This window comes from Enterococcus sp. DIV1283b (genome assembly GCF_051710965.1).
In the GTDB taxonomy this organism is placed as follows: domain Bacteria; phylum Bacillota; class Bacilli; order Lactobacillales; family Enterococcaceae; genus Enterococcus_B; species Enterococcus_B lactis.
Genome location: NZ_JBIOLR010000001.1, coordinates 2,364,335 through 2,383,393, shown reverse-complemented (window position 1 = coordinate 2,383,393; position 19,059 = coordinate 2,364,335). Strand labels below are relative to the sequence as shown.

General features: G+C 35.9%; 14 protein-coding genes. 11 read left to right on the top strand and 3 right to left on the bottom strand.

Annotated features, from left to right (window positions below; genetic code table 11):
* The first annotated feature begins 248 nt into the window (after positions 1 to 248).
* The 3 genes from IGJ53_RS11660 (at position 249) to wecB (ending at position 6,095) form a co-directional block, all read left to right on the top strand.
* Positions 249 to 3,479 (top strand): hypothetical protein, encoded by a 3,231-nt coding sequence (locus tag IGJ53_RS11660; protein WP_438750267.1) that lies wholly within the window; start codon positions 249 to 251, stop codon positions 3,477 to 3,479.
* Between the two features lie 89 nt (positions 3,480 to 3,568).
* Entirely contained in the window at positions 3,569 to 4,873 is a 1,305-nt protein-coding gene (locus IGJ53_RS11655; protein WP_010732920.1) for a glycosyltransferase family 2 protein, read from the top strand.
* Between the two features lie 118 nt (positions 4,874 to 4,991).
* Complete coding sequence (gene wecB / locus IGJ53_RS11650) at positions 4,992 to 6,095, top strand: non-hydrolyzing UDP-N-acetylglucosamine 2-epimerase (protein ID WP_010732922.1); 1,104 nt, start codon at positions 4,992 to 4,994, stop codon at positions 6,093 to 6,095.
* A 132-nt stretch (positions 6,096 to 6,227) separates the two neighbouring features.
* Here wecB and IGJ53_RS11645 read toward each other — a convergent pair whose 3' ends face one another.
* Positions 6,228 to 6,983 carry a MerR family transcriptional regulator gene (locus tag IGJ53_RS11645; protein ID WP_259742168.1) on the bottom strand — a complete coding sequence of 252 codons (756 nt, stop codon included), beginning with the start codon at positions 6,981 to 6,983 and terminating at the stop codon, positions 6,228 to 6,230.
* 222 nt (positions 6,984 to 7,205) lie between these two features.
* Here IGJ53_RS11645 and IGJ53_RS11640 point away from each other — a divergent pair, with 222 nt between their 5' ends.
* On the top strand, positions 7,206 to 7,562 hold the full coding sequence (locus tag IGJ53_RS11640) for a DUF1827 family protein (RefSeq protein WP_086311487.1): 357 nt from the start codon (positions 7,206 to 7,208) through the stop codon (positions 7,560 to 7,562).
* 361 nt (positions 7,563 to 7,923) lie between these two features.
* Here IGJ53_RS11640 and IGJ53_RS11635 read toward each other — a convergent pair whose 3' ends face one another.
* Positions 7,924 to 9,465 carry a helix-turn-helix domain-containing protein gene (locus IGJ53_RS11635; RefSeq protein ID WP_259742167.1) on the bottom strand — a complete coding sequence of 514 codons (1,542 nt, stop codon included), beginning with the start codon at positions 9,463 to 9,465 and terminating at the stop codon, positions 7,924 to 7,926.
* Positions 9,466 to 9,905: 440 nt separating this feature from the next.
* Between IGJ53_RS11635 and IGJ53_RS11630 the strand changes: the two genes are divergently transcribed.
* From IGJ53_RS11630 to nadE, 7 genes are all read left to right on the top strand, one after another.
* Positions 9,906 to 12,698: a hypothetical protein gene (locus tag IGJ53_RS11630; RefSeq protein ID WP_259742166.1), complete on the top strand. Its 2,793-nt coding sequence runs from the start codon at positions 9,906 to 9,908 to the stop codon at positions 12,696 to 12,698.
* Between the two features lie 73 nt (positions 12,699 to 12,771).
* Entirely contained in the window at positions 12,772 to 13,068 is a 297-nt protein-coding gene (locus IGJ53_RS11625; RefSeq protein ID WP_010732927.1) for a hypothetical protein, read from the top strand.
* Entirely contained in the window at positions 13,058 to 13,630 is a 573-nt protein-coding gene (locus IGJ53_RS11620) for a hypothetical protein (RefSeq protein WP_002374805.1), read from the top strand. Before IGJ53_RS11625 ends, IGJ53_RS11620 begins: the two co-directional genes overlap by 11 nt.
* Before the next feature lie 22 nt (positions 13,631 to 13,652).
* Positions 13,653 to 14,276: a hypothetical protein gene (locus tag IGJ53_RS11615; protein ID WP_010732928.1), complete on the top strand. Its 624-nt coding sequence runs from the start codon at positions 13,653 to 13,655 to the stop codon at positions 14,274 to 14,276.
* Between the two features lie 105 nt (positions 14,277 to 14,381).
* On the top strand, positions 14,382 to 15,410 hold the full coding sequence (locus IGJ53_RS11610; protein ID WP_259742165.1) for a DUF916 and DUF3324 domain-containing protein: 1,029 nt from the start codon (positions 14,382 to 14,384) through the stop codon (positions 15,408 to 15,410).
* A 325-nt stretch (positions 15,411 to 15,735) separates the two neighbouring features.
* Complete coding sequence (locus IGJ53_RS11605; protein ID WP_002374800.1) at positions 15,736 to 17,208, top strand: nicotinate phosphoribosyltransferase; 1,473 nt, start codon at positions 15,736 to 15,738, stop codon at positions 17,206 to 17,208.
* Between the two features lie 11 nt (positions 17,209 to 17,219).
* Positions 17,220 to 18,044, top strand: a complete 825-nt coding sequence (nadE, locus tag IGJ53_RS11600; RefSeq protein WP_259742164.1) for an ammonia-dependent NAD(+) synthetase — start codon at positions 17,220 to 17,222, stop codon at positions 18,042 to 18,044.
* 69 nt (positions 18,045 to 18,113) lie between these two features.
* Here the strand turns inward: nadE and IGJ53_RS11595 are convergent, their stop codons facing one another.
* A complete protein-coding gene (locus tag IGJ53_RS11595) occupies positions 18,114 to 19,004 on the bottom strand; it encodes an ArsR/SmtB family transcription factor (RefSeq protein ID WP_002310057.1) in 891 nt (296 codons plus the stop codon).
* Positions 19,005 to 19,059 lie beyond the last annotated feature (55 nt).

The window sequence follows — 19,059 nt, the reverse complement described above, 5'->3', positions numbered from 1 at the left end:
GCTTAATTTACGTTAAATTGAAAATAAACAGTTAGGAGCAGAAGTTTATTATAACTTCTGCTTTTTTTTATAAAAATAAATGTTGTTTGTAGCAATAGAAGGAAAAACAATTGTGTTGAAAAATAGATGATTATAAAAATACACGAAACGTGAAAAATACGTCATCAAAAGAGATGTAAATATCAATAATTGGAATTATTATAAATAAAGTATTGAATAGAATAACTTGGTAATTTAATGGAGGGACAATGAAGTTGAAAAAGAGGAGTAAGAAGTTGTTTATCATGACAGCATTAAGTGGTTTGTTAGTTTCTACAAGTATTTTTAGTACAGTTAAAAATATTGATGCAACAGTACGAGATAGTGAGGTTGCACCGAGTGCTGCAATAAATGCTAAACAAACAGATAGTAGTGCAATGTTAGTTACAAACAAAACACAACTAGAATCAAATTCAGTCAAGGCTAGTCTGTCTACGGGTTTTGAAACGAAATTTGTAGCCACTAGCGTAGATCAATATGAAAATTTGAGTATGGATATTGAAACAACTAGATTAGTTGGTGGAGGAATAGGCGCCATATTTGATAGTGAATTGACGGTAGATCCATATATCGCAGAACAGCTATTTAGCGTGCCGAATTGGAAAGACTATTTGGTTGGGGAGGTTGAATTTCCTTACAGTGATTGGTATGACGGTGTTCAAGACATTCAACAATTGATTGAAAGAGGAACTAAAAACGAAAATTATCAATGGATTAAATATGATGCAAATAGTCATAGATTAACATTAAGAACAAAAAAATATGATTTAGATTTAGGTTTCGAAACACATGTTGATTGGCATATTACCTTTGATATGAATAAATTTCACAAAGATTATCCAGATAAATTAGTTAAGCAAGAACATCAATATGAATTCCAATGTCAAACGGGGCTTAAGGATTGGAGTATCACTATCGGTGGAGCACCTGCCTCCACGTATTTTAACTATTATCCTGAACAAGATTGGGATTGGGTCGAAGGTGATATTCAACCAACCTCTCTAAATTATGATGAACAATATAAAATTTCAGGCAATGCGAAGCAATCAGAAAATACCGTTTACAGCAATTACTTTGTCGAACTTGCTGTAAACGGAGAATTAATAACAAATAATATTTCTTTAGATGGAAATGGAAGTTGGACTTTTGATGGGGCTAAACTGAATCTAAAAGAAGGGGATGTCTTAGAGGCACGTGTAGGTCATGTCAATCCAACGGGAATAAAAAATTATTCTGTGTGGACTGAAAAAACAATAGGAGAAGGAATACCTTATGATAAATGGAATGTCAATTCCCCAAGAATTGTTCAGCCAGAAGAAGGTGATACTTCAGTTACGATTGATTTACCAAAACAAAACCTTGAAAAAAATCGTACCTATGAATATGTGGTAACAGCAGATGATCAAACTGTTAAAGGGTATTATGACGGGCAACAAAGTGAACTTGGTGTATCATTTACTAAATTATCATTAGTCAAAGGACACAAAGTATCAGCATATATTGTAGGACATGAACCTGACAAAGAAGATAAAAATAGTGAAGTAGTAGATAAGATTGTTGTGGGGAATAGTGATCATCCGTTTGATTCATGGGTTGTAAATGCTCCTCAATTGACAGAAGCTAAAGTTGGAGAAGCCAATGTATCAATCCAAACCCCTGATCAAGATCCATACTTAAATCGTTCTTATGTTTTAAAAACTTATGTGAATGAACGATTAATTGATTCGAGACAGATTACAACTTTGGGTAGCATGTATTCAATATCAAATATTGACGATGATGGTAGTATTATACCTTTTAAACATGGTGATGTGATTAAATCAATTATTGAAGGTCATCAAGAAGGAAATCCAGTTAAACAATCTTCAGAAGTACAGGAAATAGTAAAAGATGACTCAGATTATGATGGATGGACTATAAAAGCGCCGATGGTTAGGGATGGATTGTTTGTTGGAGATGAAAAAATTTCAGTTGATATTCCAAAAGAAGACACTAATTATAATCGTACGTACTCTGTAGAAATATTAATTGATGACAAGGTAGCGACGACAGTAGAACGAATAGAAAATGAAAAAACAATAAATGTCCAGTTGAATAAACCATTACAAGCAAAACAACAAGTTACAGCAATAGTGATTGGGCATCAACCTAATTGCAAAGATAAACAATCAAGTGTATCTGATGAAGTCATAGTCAAAGAAAACCAACAAAATATCACTGCTCAAGATGTCACGGCTTACGTAGGAGATGAGATTCCTTCAGACGAAGCATTTAACGCTTCGGCAACAGATAAGGCTGGAAATGAGATTGAAGTGACAATCGATAAATCACGTGTAGATATGAATACAGCTGGAGATTACGATGTTATTGTGAAAGCGAAAGATGAACAAACGAAGACTGTAAAAGTTCATGTATTAGCAAACCAACAAAATATCACTGCTCAAGATGTCACGGCTTACGTAGGAGATGAGATTCCTTCAGACGAAGCATTTAACGCTTCGGCAACAGATAAGGCTGGAAATGAGATTGAAGTGACAATCGATAAATCACGTGTAGATATGAATACAGCTGGAGATTACGATGTCATTGTGAAAGCAAAAGATGGACAAACGAAGACTGTGAAGGTTCATGTAAAAGAACATAAAAAAGCGACAACGACAAACTGGTTTAAACGGACGTACTGGCAAGATTACGGTATGGTTTATGAAGGGCAATTGAATAACTTAGATTGGGATATGAGCCAATCAAGTAATTTGTTAGAAACAATTAATATAGTGGATGCTTCGGGTAGAATTGTAGCCAACGTACCTGCAACACCAACAAATTGGTACACACCTGATGTTTATAATGGATTTCAGTTTATTATTGATATTAATACTTTAGCTAGACTCTCAGAAGGGATCTATTCTTTCCAAATTCAAGTAACTGCCAAAGATATACCTTATGATGCTGTTCAACTTACGAATAAAGTCGGTCTAGGAACATCTTTGTATCATGATGATTATGAAGATTTAGAAGGAGATATAGAGAAGGGAAACTTTATCAAACCTATTTTAGAAGGAAATATTCCTAAAATTAGAGTATCCAAACAATCAGTGGGGACCGCTATTAAACAAGTAAATTCTTACTTCAATGATTCAATGCAATATGTGTTAGACGGATATGTCCAATTAGACAATAATCAAAATATCAAAGATCTTACAAAAGAATTAGTAATTACTAATCAATCAGGAGAGGAAGTTTATAGAAAAGAAAATCTTCCAACAGTCTCTACAAATTGGGACGAATCGATCGATGTTGACCTAGCAACGACCTTCCAAGCAATTGTACCTATGGAATATACAACAACTACTCCGGGAGTCTCTATGGGTCAATATATTTATACAGTGAATGTAAAAGATTCATCAGGGGAAATTCTTGCCTCGCAAGACCTCTCATAGCAATGAGTTACTGGGAGAGAATCTCAATTCTCTCCCAGTTTATATTTTTTCAGAAGTTTCGTATTTTAATTATAGGAGGAGAAAATTGTATGTTTCATACACCTGTGCAAATATTTTTCATTCTAAAAGTCATTATATTCATACTTTTAGTCTTATTATTTGCGAATTTAATATTCTATACAAGTCTAAGCTTAATTGCTTTATTCAAACCTAAAAAAGACTACGATGATGTATGTCCAGAAAAGAAATTTTTATTTTTGATCCCAGCGCATAATGAAGAAAATGTTATCTATGAAACACTAGCTAATTTAACCAATCAAAACTACGATAAAAATTTGTACGACATCGTGCTGCTAGCGGATAACTGTACAGATAATACGAGTGCGATTGGGAAGAAATTTCCGCAAGTGGAATGTTTTGAAAATACTTCTGAACCAGACGAACCAAGAGGGAAACCACATGCCATTGCTAAATTTTTTTTAACAACTACTGGATGGAAAGAATATGACTATATTAGTTTCATTGATGCGGATAATATCGTTCATCCAGATTATTTAAAAGAAATGAATAGTCAAGTAATCAGTAAACCATATTTAACAGCAGTTCAAGGATATTTAGGAAGTAAAAATATTGCTACATCTGTTACAGCTTCAGGATATGCAGCCGTATATTTTATTACAAATAGAGCTGTGCAATATGGGAAAAAATTATTAGGATGGAATGCTGCTATTGGAGGAACCGGATTTATTTTGAGTACAAATTATATAGTTGAACATGGATGGAACCCTAGAAGTTATACAGAAGATTTTGAGTTACAAGTTGAGCTTTCCAATCAGGGGAAAAGAAGTACTTGGAATCATTTTGCTAAAGTATACGACGAAAAACCTAATTCATTCAGTGCCAGTCATCATCAAAGAACACGTTGGGCTCAGGGGCATTGGTTCGTAGGATTTACCACTACTAGCAAACAAATACGCGCAATTTTTTCATCAAAAAATTTAGTGCAGTTTATGAATCGCTTAGAAACTTTGTTTTATTCTTACTCGATGATCAGACCAATCATTTATTGTTTAATTATATTTTTTAGTTTGATTGATTTCAGGTTATTTCACTATTTACCGAATCTATTTTCTTTGGCTATTTACTGGTTAGATATTGAATTCATCAATTTTATTTTGATTCCCTTAGTCTATATTACACAAGAAGGAGCGCTTTATTTTAAACAGAAAAAAACGATATTTTCTAAAGTGATTTTATATATTCGTCTGATTATAGGGTTTATTTGGAATTCTTTAACTTATTTATTAGCTCAACTGTATGGATTCTGTACTTGGTATTTTCCACAAAATAATTGGAAAAAGACAGTCCATAATGCGACTTTTGAAAAGGAGTAATGAATAAATGCGAAAATCACAGAAAAAGAATAAAGAAATACCGTATAACCTTATATATTTAATATTTGTTATTACAATGACTGTTTTTTATTTTATTTTAAGATAGGAGAAATTATTGATGAAAAAGATATTTGTCGTTTTCGGAACCAGACCTGAAGCTATAAAGATGATACCAGTCTTTCACGAATTACAAAAAAGTAAACATTTTGACACGAAAATCATTGTTTCTGGGCAGCATAAAGAAATGTTAGACCAAGTGTTAGATAGATATCATATAGTTCCTTACGTAAACTTTGATATTATGGAGCAAAAACAATCCTTAACAGATTTGACCAGACGATTAATGGAGAAATTTGATGAATTATATTTAAAAGAAAGACCCGATTTAGTTTTAGTACATGGAGATACTACAACAGCTCTGATAGCTGCTTTTTCAGCATTCTTTTATAAAATAAAGGTTGGTCATGTAGAAGCGGGATTACGGACCTATGATAAATATAGTCCGTTTCCAGAAGAAATAAATCGACAATTAATCAGTAGACTTGTTGACTACCATTTTGCTCCTACAGAAATGGCGAAAGAAAATTTAAAAGCAGAAGGAATAGTAAAAAATGTTTATGTAACGGGAAATACTTCTATTGATACATTGGTGTATAATATTTCGAAAACCCATAGTTCAGATGCTTTTCTTAATACAATTGAAGATGATAAGCTTATTGTTGTGACTGCTCATAGAAGAGAGAATTTAGGTGAATCTTTAGAAAACATTTGTATTGCATTAAAAAAAATTGCTAAAAATCACAATGAATATTCCATTGTATTTCCTGTCCATTTAAATCCATTGGTAAAAGAAGTTGTGTATAAACATTTAGATAATATTGATAATATCTATTTAATCGAGCCTTTAGATGTATTGGAATTTCATCACTATTTAAAAAAAGCTAAGATGATTCTAACAGATTCTGGAGGAATACAAGAAGAAGCACCTTCACTAGGAAAACCAGTATTAGTGTTAAGAGACACCACAGAACGACCAGAGGGCATAGAGGCTGGTACTTTGATACTTGTAGGAACGGATCCAGAAGGTATTTATAATAAAGTAACCAAACTTATTATAGATAGTAATTATTATGATACATTTAGAAATAAGAAAAATCCTTATGGGAATGGCACGGCATCGAAACAAATTTGTTCAATAATCGAACAAGAGTATATAATGTGAGTTTAGCGCTAGTAAATATATGGCAACTAGCAGGAGCATTTTATGTAAACAACTCCTGTTAGTTGCCTTATGATTATAATAAAAATTCTTAACCGCATCTCTAGTTTTCTGATATAAGAAATAAATACCTATTTACATTAACTTTTTTTGGATGATTTCATTTAATGCTTTTGCTGCACCTTGACCACTTCGTTCGTCATAATATGCAGTGAATCGTTCATCGGCTTCGTACATCATCCCTAATCCTTTATGCGCTTCTGGCTGATATTCAGACCAGCTGTAAGATAACCACTTCTTATGAGTTTGAAAGATGCGATCTGCTAAGTTTTCATCTGCAGGAGCTTGTAAATAAAGAGTGAGGTCAGCTAACATCTGCTTTTCAACAGTTTGCATCTCTTCATACGTTTCTTTATCCATATTCATCCATTTTTCGTTGGACGCTGTAACCTTTTCTTCCCCGTATTTTTGTCGAATCTCTTGTCCATAAGTTTCTTCATTTTCTTTCAATTTTTGTTGTTTGAACCCTTCAAATTTTTCTTTATCACTCATTTTTCTTCCTCCTTCGTATCTATCAAGTGTTTGTTGGACAGTTGCCAAGAGGATGTCGATTTGTGCCCGTTTTTCTAGAAGCATCTGCTGATGTTCGATTAAAGCTTTCTGGTGGTCAAAATGCGGATTATCTAAGATTTCTTGAATATCCTCCAACTTGAATGCCAACGTTCGATAAAATAAGATATGTTGCAGACGATCGACTTCTTTTTTGCCATAAATCCGATAGCCTGAGGAATTGATCCTAGCTGGCTTTAGCAGTCCAATCTCATCATAAAAGCGCAAGGTTCTCGGACTGACTCCCGATATCTCTGACATTTTCTTTATCGTGTATTCCATTATTTTTCCTCCTGACAAATGTAAGCATAATCCTTTACGTAACGAGATGGTCAAGAAAAAAGTGTATTTTTTTCTCATGAAATTATGTTATACTATTAAGTGATAAAAGGTAAATCCTTTTGTTTTTAAAGGTTCAATTGTAACCGATTCCTTAATGTTGGGAACAACGGGGAATATATATGGGATTGAATCTAAATCGACTATATAGAAAAGAGGAATGAGATGAAGCTAATCGAAACACCTGTGAATAGTAATTTAAATATTAAGACATTTTATCCTAAAGTAGTAGAATTCTTTTTTGGGAATACGGCCATTAATTATTACAAATTATTTTCGTTAGATCGGACACAGTTGCTGCTAGTGGACACATATGACAAAAAGCAAGTTGTGATGATCAATACGAAGAAAAAAATCACAAGGCAAGAAATCGACTATGCGATTCATCACGTTTTAAAAATGACACGGGAAGATGTCAAAGTCCATGTAGGAGTGAAACAGGAGCTGGAACGTGCCGGAATACAATTCAAACGTCCAAATAAAGATATTGTAGTTGTCGAACAAAAGAATCCGATCGATTGATGTCCTAATCGCTAATCATCTTTATGCTAAACCGCTCCATACTTATGATGTATACAGTAAAAAAGAGGTTGTGAAAAAGCTGTTCTGCATCAAGTAATAAGAACAGCCAAACAAAAATAGTTCGTCATATTTTTTGTTTGGTTGGGCTTATTACCGCAGATGCAAGCTTTTGAACACCGTTTAAGAAAGAGGTAGTAAGCCTGCCGTTCAGCTCCGAGTCACAAGAAACAATTTCAAAAGACAGCTTCTTATGTTTTATGGATATTGTGACTTGTGACCGAGGAGTTGGCAGGAGAACACCGTTTATTCGGAAAAAGGGACTGTGACAGACTTTTGTCGCAGCCCTTTTTTTGGTGTCCAATTATACGAACAGTTGTGGTTTAATTGACGGCAGCTTTTTTCTTTCAGGTCTTTTTAAAAGCAAGTGAAACTTCTTATTTTCATGAGCTTTTTTCAATTCAAGGTACAACTTGACATAATCTGTCTTTCCTTCCAAAAAATTCACTACATAATAACTTGTATCCGTTTCTTTGGGCATAAGATGTACAGAAGAGACGATCAGAAAATCAATGGGTTGTATTTCTTCATAGGATAATTCCTTCAGTTCGATAAAGGACAAGTCTTTTAAAAAATTCTTGATATCTTGGGTAAAAAAATAATTTGTTTCCATCACTAAAGAAACTTGTAACTTAGTTGAATTTTCATTGTCCTCGCAACATTGCAAAGTCAGCCATGCAAATATTTCAGCTAAATCATTACAGCAAATAGAAAGCCATTGATAATTATGTCGCCGCCCCATCTTGTTCAAGAAGAAGGTAAAATGCTCTTTTAAATAGTAATAACTTGATGACTTCTTTTTATGAAAATAATTCATTAGAAAGAAAAGTGTCGGTACACGCTTTGGAAAAAGATAATAACAAAAAAGAATATTAAATAAATGGAGGTGAACAATTTGATTGTGTTGAAAAACACGGTCATCAGGAAAAATCTCAGTTTGCCAATAATTGTCAAGTTCTTTCAATAATGAAGAAAGCAGCTGTCCTTTTTTGTCGAATATGTCTAAAGCTTCATTAAGAGTAGGATTCTCATATTGAAAGGTCGGTGCATAAAACACCATAAATTGTGCAAAACGAAATTCACTGTCTTGATGAGAGGTGGGAATAGAAAAATGTTCACCAAAAAGGCATTTTATTCGATGATCATTACTAAAAACTGCTTCGCTATAGCGAGGGTCATCCTCTACATAGTGACCTTGTGCAATCCGCTGAGTGGTAATCCCAGCAAAAAGACAAACTTCTTTTTTTCCTACGAAACTCCAATTTAAAGATGTATGCTTAGTAAGTTCAGCCAATTTTTTTAATAACTCAGATTTTGAGACGTAAAAAGCATAATCTTCATTTCCGCGAGAAGCTGCCCAAAGAATATTGAATAATATCAAGCGAATCAAGCGTTCGTCTCCTTTGAAAGATAATTGGCTGCGATTAAAAATGACATCGTATTCCTGTACATAATCGGCTAATGACTGCAGATGCCGCATAGCAGAAGCACGACTAATGAAATTTTCTTGGCAGAATTCCACCAGATTTTTCTCTGGATAGAAAAGAGAAGATTTGATCGCGCGATAAGGGAGGCTATGCTGGATAAGATATGAATAATAATAATCATAGTTTAAATCAGTTGGCAGATTCTGGTTGATCTTGTTTTTTGACAATAATTTGAATCCAGAAAAGCAAAAGGCATCAAATTCATTCTCCATTTCATTCAATATATTTTTTACGATAGTAGAAGATAGATCAAGTTTTTTACTGATCTTTTTGATAGTTAATTCATGTTGCTCCTCCAATAGATGAAAAATTGCTAACTTGCGGCGTTCTTTCTGGGTAAACACAATATTGAAAAACATAGGACCTCCTTTTTGATTGCTTATTTCTTTAAATAATTAAAAATACAAATATTTTATAAACTATTATTCAACTCCAGATCATTTCTAGATACCTCTTCATTTTTCTTTATATCCACTTAAATTATATTTTTCTCATTTTTTTGGTTTTATTCCCATTTTATTGTCTCAAATTTGATCGATAAATACAATTTATTTGAGAAATCACTTTCATTATTTATAGGTCAATGTTTTTTATTAAGTTGATTGCTACCTTTTATTATGGATTTAATGGCTGTTTACGGTATTTTTTTGTTATTATATTTTTTAACACCTTTTTTCTAATCTATTTGCAATCTTATTTTAATTAAGTTAAATTTTAGGTATCGGATAAAAGATGAGAACGACTATATCGGAGCTTTTTGAAAAAATCTCACTAATATTCAAGAAGGGGAAGAGAGGAAATGAAAAAAACGAAAACTGTCTCACATTATGGCAGTGTAGTTTTTATGGTTGCTGTACTATTTTTATCGCAACTTACGGGACTGTCGCAGATCACTTTTGCCAAGACTGAGTCTGAAAAAGTAGTAGCTGATGAACATGCGAATATTGTGATCGATTACGAAATGGATGAGGAACTGAAGCAGATACAATGGAGTATGACGTATGAGAAGCATGCAAAAGATGAAGCTGAATATCAAATGCAATTTAAGCTGGAAATAGTTGAACATGAAGGATTATTACTGAGAGAAAGCATTCAGGAAATCGAACGAACCTTTGGAAAAGTAGGACCAGTTGATGAGGAATGGTACTACGCAGGTGATTTTTCTTCGGAGAATGAGAGAATTGAAATCGTTTTTAAAAGCCTCATAGTAGAAGAATATAATCAATATCATCTAAAAATTACGCCAAGACTGATGAAACAAACAGGAGATGAATTAGAAGAGATATTCATTGGTGACCAGACAGAGTACGTAGTCGCAGTTGATTTGCCGGAAAATACCGCCGTATCTGAAATAAATGGGGAGCCTACTGAGATTTCTGATAAGCCAGAAGCATCAAGAGAAGAACCAGTGGAAAATGCTCAAACAGAAGCGGAAGAAGTTGAAACCTATGCCGCAAATACATTAGATTCCAATTTGAATGGTGCTTTTGCAGATGCTATTCCTTTAAATCACTTGTTTGCAAGACCAAGTCATATTTTCACACTTGCACCTAATGTCGCAACATTAGATCAAGACTACCGATTAAGTTATATGACGCCTTCAAATTTGAGTTCATTGCTATATAACAGAGGGCATATGGTTTCAACAAGTTCTAACAGGATTGATTTTACGAACATGTCTACGGATATCGGATTTACAAGTTATCTCTATTTTGATGAAGATACAGAGGGAATCACGTTCTTTCTTCATGATGGGAATCCTACTAATTTGTTTTTCAGCAGACGGGGTATCTACAATATGTATGATCCTACAGCAGGGCATTCACCTAAGTCATTAGGAGCGTATTATCACCCAGATCTTTTGACAGGTATAGCTCCTATTGATAAATATATAGCGAATGGAATGATTCTTGAATTCGATAATAAAATTTCTAATGGTCCTCTTCTAAATCTCAATGCATTAGGAGATCGAGAATTCTCTGGTGCCCATATTGCAGCAGCGCCTTCGGGTAATCCGACTACTAAATCTTTTAAAAAAGACTTTGGCAGAAACAGTGAATTTTCGACTGGCAGCTGGTGGAAATTGGATATCAACATTACCCCAGCAGGGATGCTTACCTTTACAATGGAGGATCTGCGCCAAACAGGAGGATATGGCATAACAGAAGGCGTCATCAATATCAATGACTATTTTACCAATCTTCCATCGAAGAAACTATATTGGGGATTCACTGCGACTGCTGAATTTTCCCTTCTTAGTCCTCGTGCAGATGCAGCAATCTTTTTAACCAATCCACGATTTGAGGTCCAAGGGGAATTGGTGCATGAGATTACAACGCAAGAGCAAGGTGTGACGGTGAATGTGAATGGCAAAAAAATCCCTATCAATACAGAATTGGAACACACCGTTACATTTTACAACGAAGAAGGCGATGGTAGTATCTTCCTTAATCCTAGTGAAGATAATGGTATCACTATCTTGACTTCTGATGAAGAAGAAAGTAAATCCAATCCTTTTGAGTTTACTGAATTAATCTTATTAGAAGATGGCTATCAACCATATTTTACGTATCAAGAACTAGATAGTGACGGTGAAAATGCTACATCAATAGATGTAAATGCTTTTTATGTTTCATCCACCCAGCGCTTTTATCCAGAGGAAGCTATCGAGATTCCTATAGGAACAGAAGTGACGTTGCATTACAAAACAAAAGTAAAACCAGAGTTTCAAGGACTTGAAAACCATAACGTCTATGAACGGGTAGAGTTTATTGGTAGATCAGGCACTACAACCGGTGAGTATTATCATGCTCAAGTCGAACATGCAGTTGAATACGAGATCCAGCGTGAACCTAACCACCCACCAGAAATTGACAACTTACGAACGACAAATGAAGTGTTTGGCGAAAAAAATACATTTATTGATTTTCAAGATCCGTTCCATTTTACATTTGATTATCTTGATCCAGACTTAGATCGTTTGTATTACAGCGTATGGATCAATGATGAGTTATTGATTGAAAATCAGATAATCACAGATGCAGAAGAAGAATTCAAAATGCATCAATCACGAGGGTTCAAAATCGATCTAAAAGATTCAGATGGTGTTTTCAAACTAGGAGAAAATACAATCAAGCTCACCCTTACTGATAATCGACCTATCAATGATGAGATTACTTATCTAGAGCTAAATGGAACCTTCACTGTTGAAGGATTTATCGGATTTGAATTCGTGACAGAAGAATACAGCTGGAAGTATGCTCGATCACAATTGCCAATGAACAGACAAGCACAAGCTCGTGAAGAAGGGATGCGTGTTGTTACTAGAAACACGTTGAATACATCAGATTCATATAGAGTGACCGTATCCGCTGAAGAACTAAATCATGTGGATATGCAACATGCGATTAGTGAAGAGTATCTTGTGTTCAAAAATGAACGGGGAGAAATCGCACTTTCTGCTTTAACGCTTGAGATTGACAAAAAGTATGAATTTTCGGAGGAAGAAGGGCTATTGCTGCGGCTAAACAATCAAGAGGCGTTAGGCATATATTCTGGAACGATCACGTGGAAAATTGAAGATGTGTTATAGCAAGAAGCTAGCTTTGAAAGGGGGGATCGTATGGCTGGCTAGATACTAGAAAAAAAGTGGAAAGGAGAAAACAATGAAATCAAAAATCCGATACTGGATAATTTCTGTTCTTCTTCTACTCCTGTTCTCGTTATCGATGCCAGTGGTGAATGCTGCTACCCAAGCTGGTGAAACGCATGCAGTCATAGAAATCAATGAACGGGAGATAGGAAAGCAGACTGAAATGGGAGAAGAAAAACAGAAAAGCAGTTTTCCAGAGGCAAATGAAGCAAAGGCAGGATTGATTTCATTTGCTGGGACGCTGTTGATTATCGGCGTTATTTTAGTCTATCGTCATCAAATACGTGGAGGCGAAAAACATGAAAAATAGATTTTCGCTAGCGTTATGGAGTGCATTATTCATAGGAATGTTTAGCTGTTCTTCTGCTGTTCACGGACAGACCGAGGGCACGACTTCTCTGAAAATCGTTCCTTTGAATGAACAATTTCCACGGATGCTATACATTGATGATTTACTGTTCGTATCGCGCTATACAGATGAACACAATCAAATCCATCGAGAGAGCAACGATTTATCGATTACCTTTCTTGATTCTCGAAAAGAGAGCACAGAATGGCAACTACAACTGAAAACAGAAGACTTCCGTTGTAAAAAAGATGGCCATCTTTTGACTGCTGATTATCAATTGGGTAGAGGCATGTTCAGCGGAAAGAACGAAGAAGCTGTCGAAGGATTGGAAGCTTTCGAATATGATCACCAAGATGCAGGAAAAGAGTATCGTACAATCATCCAGTCAACAGGAAACAAAGAACGTGGAATCGTTACATATACGATTCCTGGCGAGCAGTCAACACTCTCTTTTCCTGAGGGGACATCTAGTGGTCATTACTACTCGAAACATTATTGGCGATTTGTGAATGCAGAATTTTGATGAGAAAAAAGGAGGACAAAAAATGAAAAAATTAGTAGGGGTTTTAAGTACAAGTGCGATGTTATTTACATGTTTTGCACCAACAGTCATGGCAGCAGAATTTGGTGAACCAATGGATGGAACGACTAGAGTGGAGATCACTGACTTTTTAGTAGTGGATGATCTTCCAACTTACCCAGGGATTTTTACACTAGATTCTGTTCCTGATATCGATTTTGGTGAACATACGGTTGCGCAAATCAGCGCAAATACAACTGTCAATGGTACTTTTGATGGCGCATTGCAAGCTTCCGATTTTCGTCCGCTAGAAGCCAGCAAAACAGAAGCTTTAGAATTGATCAGCGAATACACTGGTGTTGAAGATACAACAGAGCTGACAGCAGCTTGGGAGAATGCTGTAGTTGCGGGAGATTGGGTATTGACAGTCAGTGCAACAAATTTAACAGATGATATTGCTTCTGCTCTTACGATCAATGGAGAAAATGTATTAGAATCTGCCACAACTCTTCCGATATCTTATGTTTCCGGTACTTTTAATCATATAAATGAACTCACATCAGAAGCGCCAACACTAACAGTCAAAGCGAATACACCGGTTGGAGAGTATACTGGGACAGTTACTTACACAGCAGTTGATTCGATCTAACAGCAATATTTAAGTAAAATAATTCGTTTTACTTGTAAACAACCGCAAAAGGATGGAGCGGATAAGCTAACTCCATCCTTTTTACATAAAATGGAGGGATGAAAAGTGAGACGACATTTAGTATTGGTTTTGATAATTTTGTTAATACAGCTAGTTTTTCCTGGAATCGTCGTTTTTGCTGATGAAAACCATGGAGCAGACTATAGCGTCCATCCTATTTTACCGGACAATCAGCGAGAAGGACGTTCATTCTTTGATTTACGAGTAGAACCTGGAACAAAACAGACACTACAGATCCAGATCAATAATTTTTCTGACCAGGAGCAAACGTACTTTATCAATGTCAATACAGCTCAGACAAACGGAAACATAGTGATTGACTACGGACAAAATGAATTACCAGAGGAGTCAATCGTTCAGCAACCCATCTGCGCATTGGTCGATTATCCAAAAGAAGCAGTGATTCCAGGGAATAAAGCAGGAGTCGTTACTTTAGAAGTACAAGCACCTGATACTTCCTTTGATGGAATCTTATTAGGCGGGATCCAAGTGAAAAAAGATTTTTCAGCTGAAAAAGAAGAAAGTAATCAGCCTTTTTTTAGCGAATACGCTTATGTGGTTGGGTTGATGATGAGCGCAAATGACAAGGAAGTTGTGCCGGATCTGAAGTTGAATGAGGTACGTTCCGAAGTGATCACCAACAATGCTGGTGTGATTGCTGTGCTAGAAAATCCTCAACCAATCAATATCAAGGGAGTGACCGTTGAAGCAACTGTTCATTCAAAAGGACAGGAAGAACCGATAATGACACGAAAAATCGAAAATGGCGGTATTGCTCCTGAATCAGTTTTTGCTATGCCTATTTATCATGGGGAAGCTGGAAATACGAAACCTTTAGAATCGGGGGATTATCAACTTTTAGTCGAAGCACAAGATGTGACAGGGCAAAAGTGGTTGCTGACAAAAGACTTTACGATTACGAAAGAACAAGCAAACTCAGTCAATCATGAGGTTTTTACTGTAGAAAATAATACAAATTCTTTGTTGTATATCATTATCGGGGCCCTAGCAGCGGTTCTTTTAGTCGGTGGTTTCTATGTATATCGCAGAGGAAAGAAATTCCGCAGAAGGTGATTCATATCGAATATTAAGTGAAATCTGTTTTATAAGAAGTAGTAAAAATAAGAGTAGGGGCTGTGACAAAAGTCTTGTCGCAGCCCTTTTTTCCGGATAAACGGTGTTCTCCTGCCAACTCCTCGGTCACAAGTCACAATATTCAATAAACATGAGGTTATGCAAAAATGTGGAAAGCCATTTTCACAAAATTTTTCTTAATACTCGAAACTAAGCAGCTTTTTCACAACCTCTTTTTCAGAAAATAATGAAGATTTCTTTTCCTATCAATTTTTTTTGTTATAATGGGTAGGAAATGAAAACTTGCCAAGAGGAGTAATACAAGATGAATAATACTTACCCAGACGACAGTTTGACGTTGCATACGGATCTATATCAAATCAATATGATGCAGACATACTGGGAATTAGGTCGAGCTGATTTACATGCTGTTTTTGAATGTTATTTTCGAGAAATGCCTTTTAACCACGGGTACGCGGTTTTTGCAGGATTGGAACGGTTAGTCAATTATTTAGAGAATCTGACGTTTAGTGATTCCGATATTGCTTACTTACGTGGCTTAGAAGTCTATCCTGAAGGGTTTTTGGAGTATTTACAAAATTTTGAATTTAAAGCAACGGTTCGTTCTGCTCGTGAAGGTGAATTAGTTTTTGCAAATGAACCATTGATCCAAGTGGAAGGTCCTTTGGCACATTGTCAATTAGTAGAAACAGCACTGTTGAATATGGTCAATTTTCAAACGTTGATCGCGACAAAAGCAGCTCGCATCAAATCTGTGATCGGAGAAGATCCGCTCTTGGAATTTGGGACTAGACGAGCGCAAGAATTGGATGCGGCAGTCTGGGGAACTAGAGCGGCATATATCGGCGGAGCAGATGCAACAAGCAATGTACGTGCTGGAAAGATATTTGGGATACCAGCTAGCGGGACTCATGCGCATTCGTTAGTCCAATCTTATGGAAATGATTATGAAGCATTTATGGCGTACGCTAAAACCCATAAAGACTGTGTGTTCTTAGTCGATACTTATGATACGTTGAAATCAGGTGTGCCAAGTGCAATCCGCGTAGCAAAAGAATTAGGTGATAAAATCAACTTCCAAGGCGTACGTATCGACAGTGGAGATATGGCCTATATATCTAAGCGTGTTCGGGAACAATTAGATGCAGCTGGATTTACGGAAGCAAAAATTTATGCTTCGAATGACTTAGATGAAGCAACGATTTTGAATTTAAAGATGCAAAAAGCTAAAATTGATGTATGGGGTGTTGGAACAAAACTGATTACCGCTTATGATCAGCCAGCCCTTGGTGCAGTATTCAAACTAGTATCAATTGAAGATAGCGAAGGAAACATGATGGATACGATCAAGTTATCAAGCAATGCGGAAAAAGTGACAACTCCAGGAAAAAAACAAGTATGGCGTATTACTCGAAACTCTGATGGGAAATCTGAAGGAGACTATGTCACATTATGGGATGAAGATCCACGAGAAGAAGAAGCTATCTTTATGTTTCATCCAGTGCATACGTTTATCAATAAAACTGTTCGGGATTTTACCGCTCGCCCCGTTTTACAAGATATCTTTATCGAAGGAAAAAGAGTATACGAACTACCTGTACTAAACGAAATCAAAGAATATACAAAAGAAAATCTAGATTCACTGTGGGAAGAGTACAAACGAGACTTGAATCCGCAAAAATATCCGGTCGATCTATCTACTGAATGCTGGAACCATAAAATGGCTACGATGGAACGAATGAAAAAAAGCGTAGCAGAACTTCATACAGAAGCATAGGAGGAGAATAAATGAGCATGCAAACAGAAATCATCAATGAATTAGGTGTCAAACCAATAATTGATCCAACAGAAGAAATTCGTAAAAGTATTGATTTTATGAAAGCTTATTTGAAAAAATATCCGTTTCTTAAAACCTTCGTATTAGGTATTAGCGGTGGTCAAGATTCTACTTTAGCAGGTCGTTTGGCGCAACTAACGATGGAAGAAATGCGTGAAGAAACGAAAGATGAAAGCTATCAATTTATCGCTGTTCGTCTTCCTTATGGTGAACAAGCAGATGAAGAAGATGCAAAAGCTGCCCTTGACTTTATCCAGCCTGATGTCAGTTTGCGAGTAAATATCAAACCAGCTGTTGATGCACAAGTACAAGTATTAAATGAAGCAGGTGTGGAAATCAGCGATTTTAACAAAGGAAATATCAAAGCACGACAACGAATGATTACACAATATGCCGTAGCTGGAGAAAGAGCAGGAGCTGTATTAGGGACAGATCATGCTGCAGAAAACATCACTGGCTTTTTCACGAAATTTGGTGATGGGGGAGCCGATATCTTACCATTGTTCCGTTTGAACAAACGGCAAGGGAAACAATTGCTTCAAGCATTGAATGCACCGGAAAAGCTATACACAAAAATTCCGACTGCAGATCTTGAAGATGGGAAACCAATGATTGCGGATGAAGTCGCACTAGGTGTTACGTATGACGAAATCGATGATTATCTAGAAGGAAAAGAAGTTCCCGCTCAAGCACAAGAAAAAATCGAAGCGTGGTGGAACAAGACGCAGCATAAACGTCATTTGCCAATTTCTGTTTTGGATGATTTTTGGAAATAACAATAAAATAAAAAAACAGCCGTCCCTTCATAGGGAGTGGCTGTTTTTTCTTTATAAAATAGAAAAGTATCAGCTGTAGTAAACTTTTAATTTGATATCCTGGTCGTAATTACCGAATCCTTTACCAAATAAAGTACAGCCACCTACATGTTCGGCATCTTCTTTCACTTCGATTCGCAAATGCCAAGTGTCTTGATCTTTAGGGATGTCGTTGATCGTGATGTCTGACAAAGGTTCTCCATTCATATTTGTCAAATGTTTGGTGATTCGAATCGTCTTCAGCAAGCCGTATTGATTGAGATTATCTGGATACCAGTCAGGCGTATATTTCCCGCGGATATCAGCAAAATCTCCAGGGCTCGTCCATGTTCCTAGCTCTACGCCATTTAGGCTGAAAGTGATATCGGAAGGCCAATTGTCATTTGAAAAAGGAAATTCAGAAGAAATTTCCACAGAAACTTCCAACATTTCTAATGTATCCTCTGCATTCAAAAAATTAGGTGACTGATACTCGACAAACCCGCTGGTAAACCAGAGGATACGAGCATCCATCCTTCGAGGATCCACAAAATAGCGTGGTTCATCCACTTTTCCGATAAAGTCATGGATCGTCGCTAAACCACATGTCGGTTCAATTGCATAATTCGTATAGTGACCAATAGGTATCGATGTTTCTTTCGTGTCAAAAGCATTGAATATTTTTTCTGGGAAACTGATATCTATTTTATCGACACGAAGGCTCGAAATTTTTTGTTGTCCTATTTTCTCTGTTTTGATGATGTTTGCTTCTTCTAACTTTTTCACGTGCATCGTCGTGATCGCGCTGCTTACTCCAAGTTCTTTTGCCAAATCTTTGACATTCATCTTCTTTTTGGAAAGCAGCTGAATGATCCTGATTCTTGTTTTGCTAGCTAATGCTTCATATACCGGTAAGGATTCCTCGTTTATTTGTAGTTGCATAATTTTCCTCGCTTATTTTTCTGTTAACTATATATTAACACTAACATTAATATAG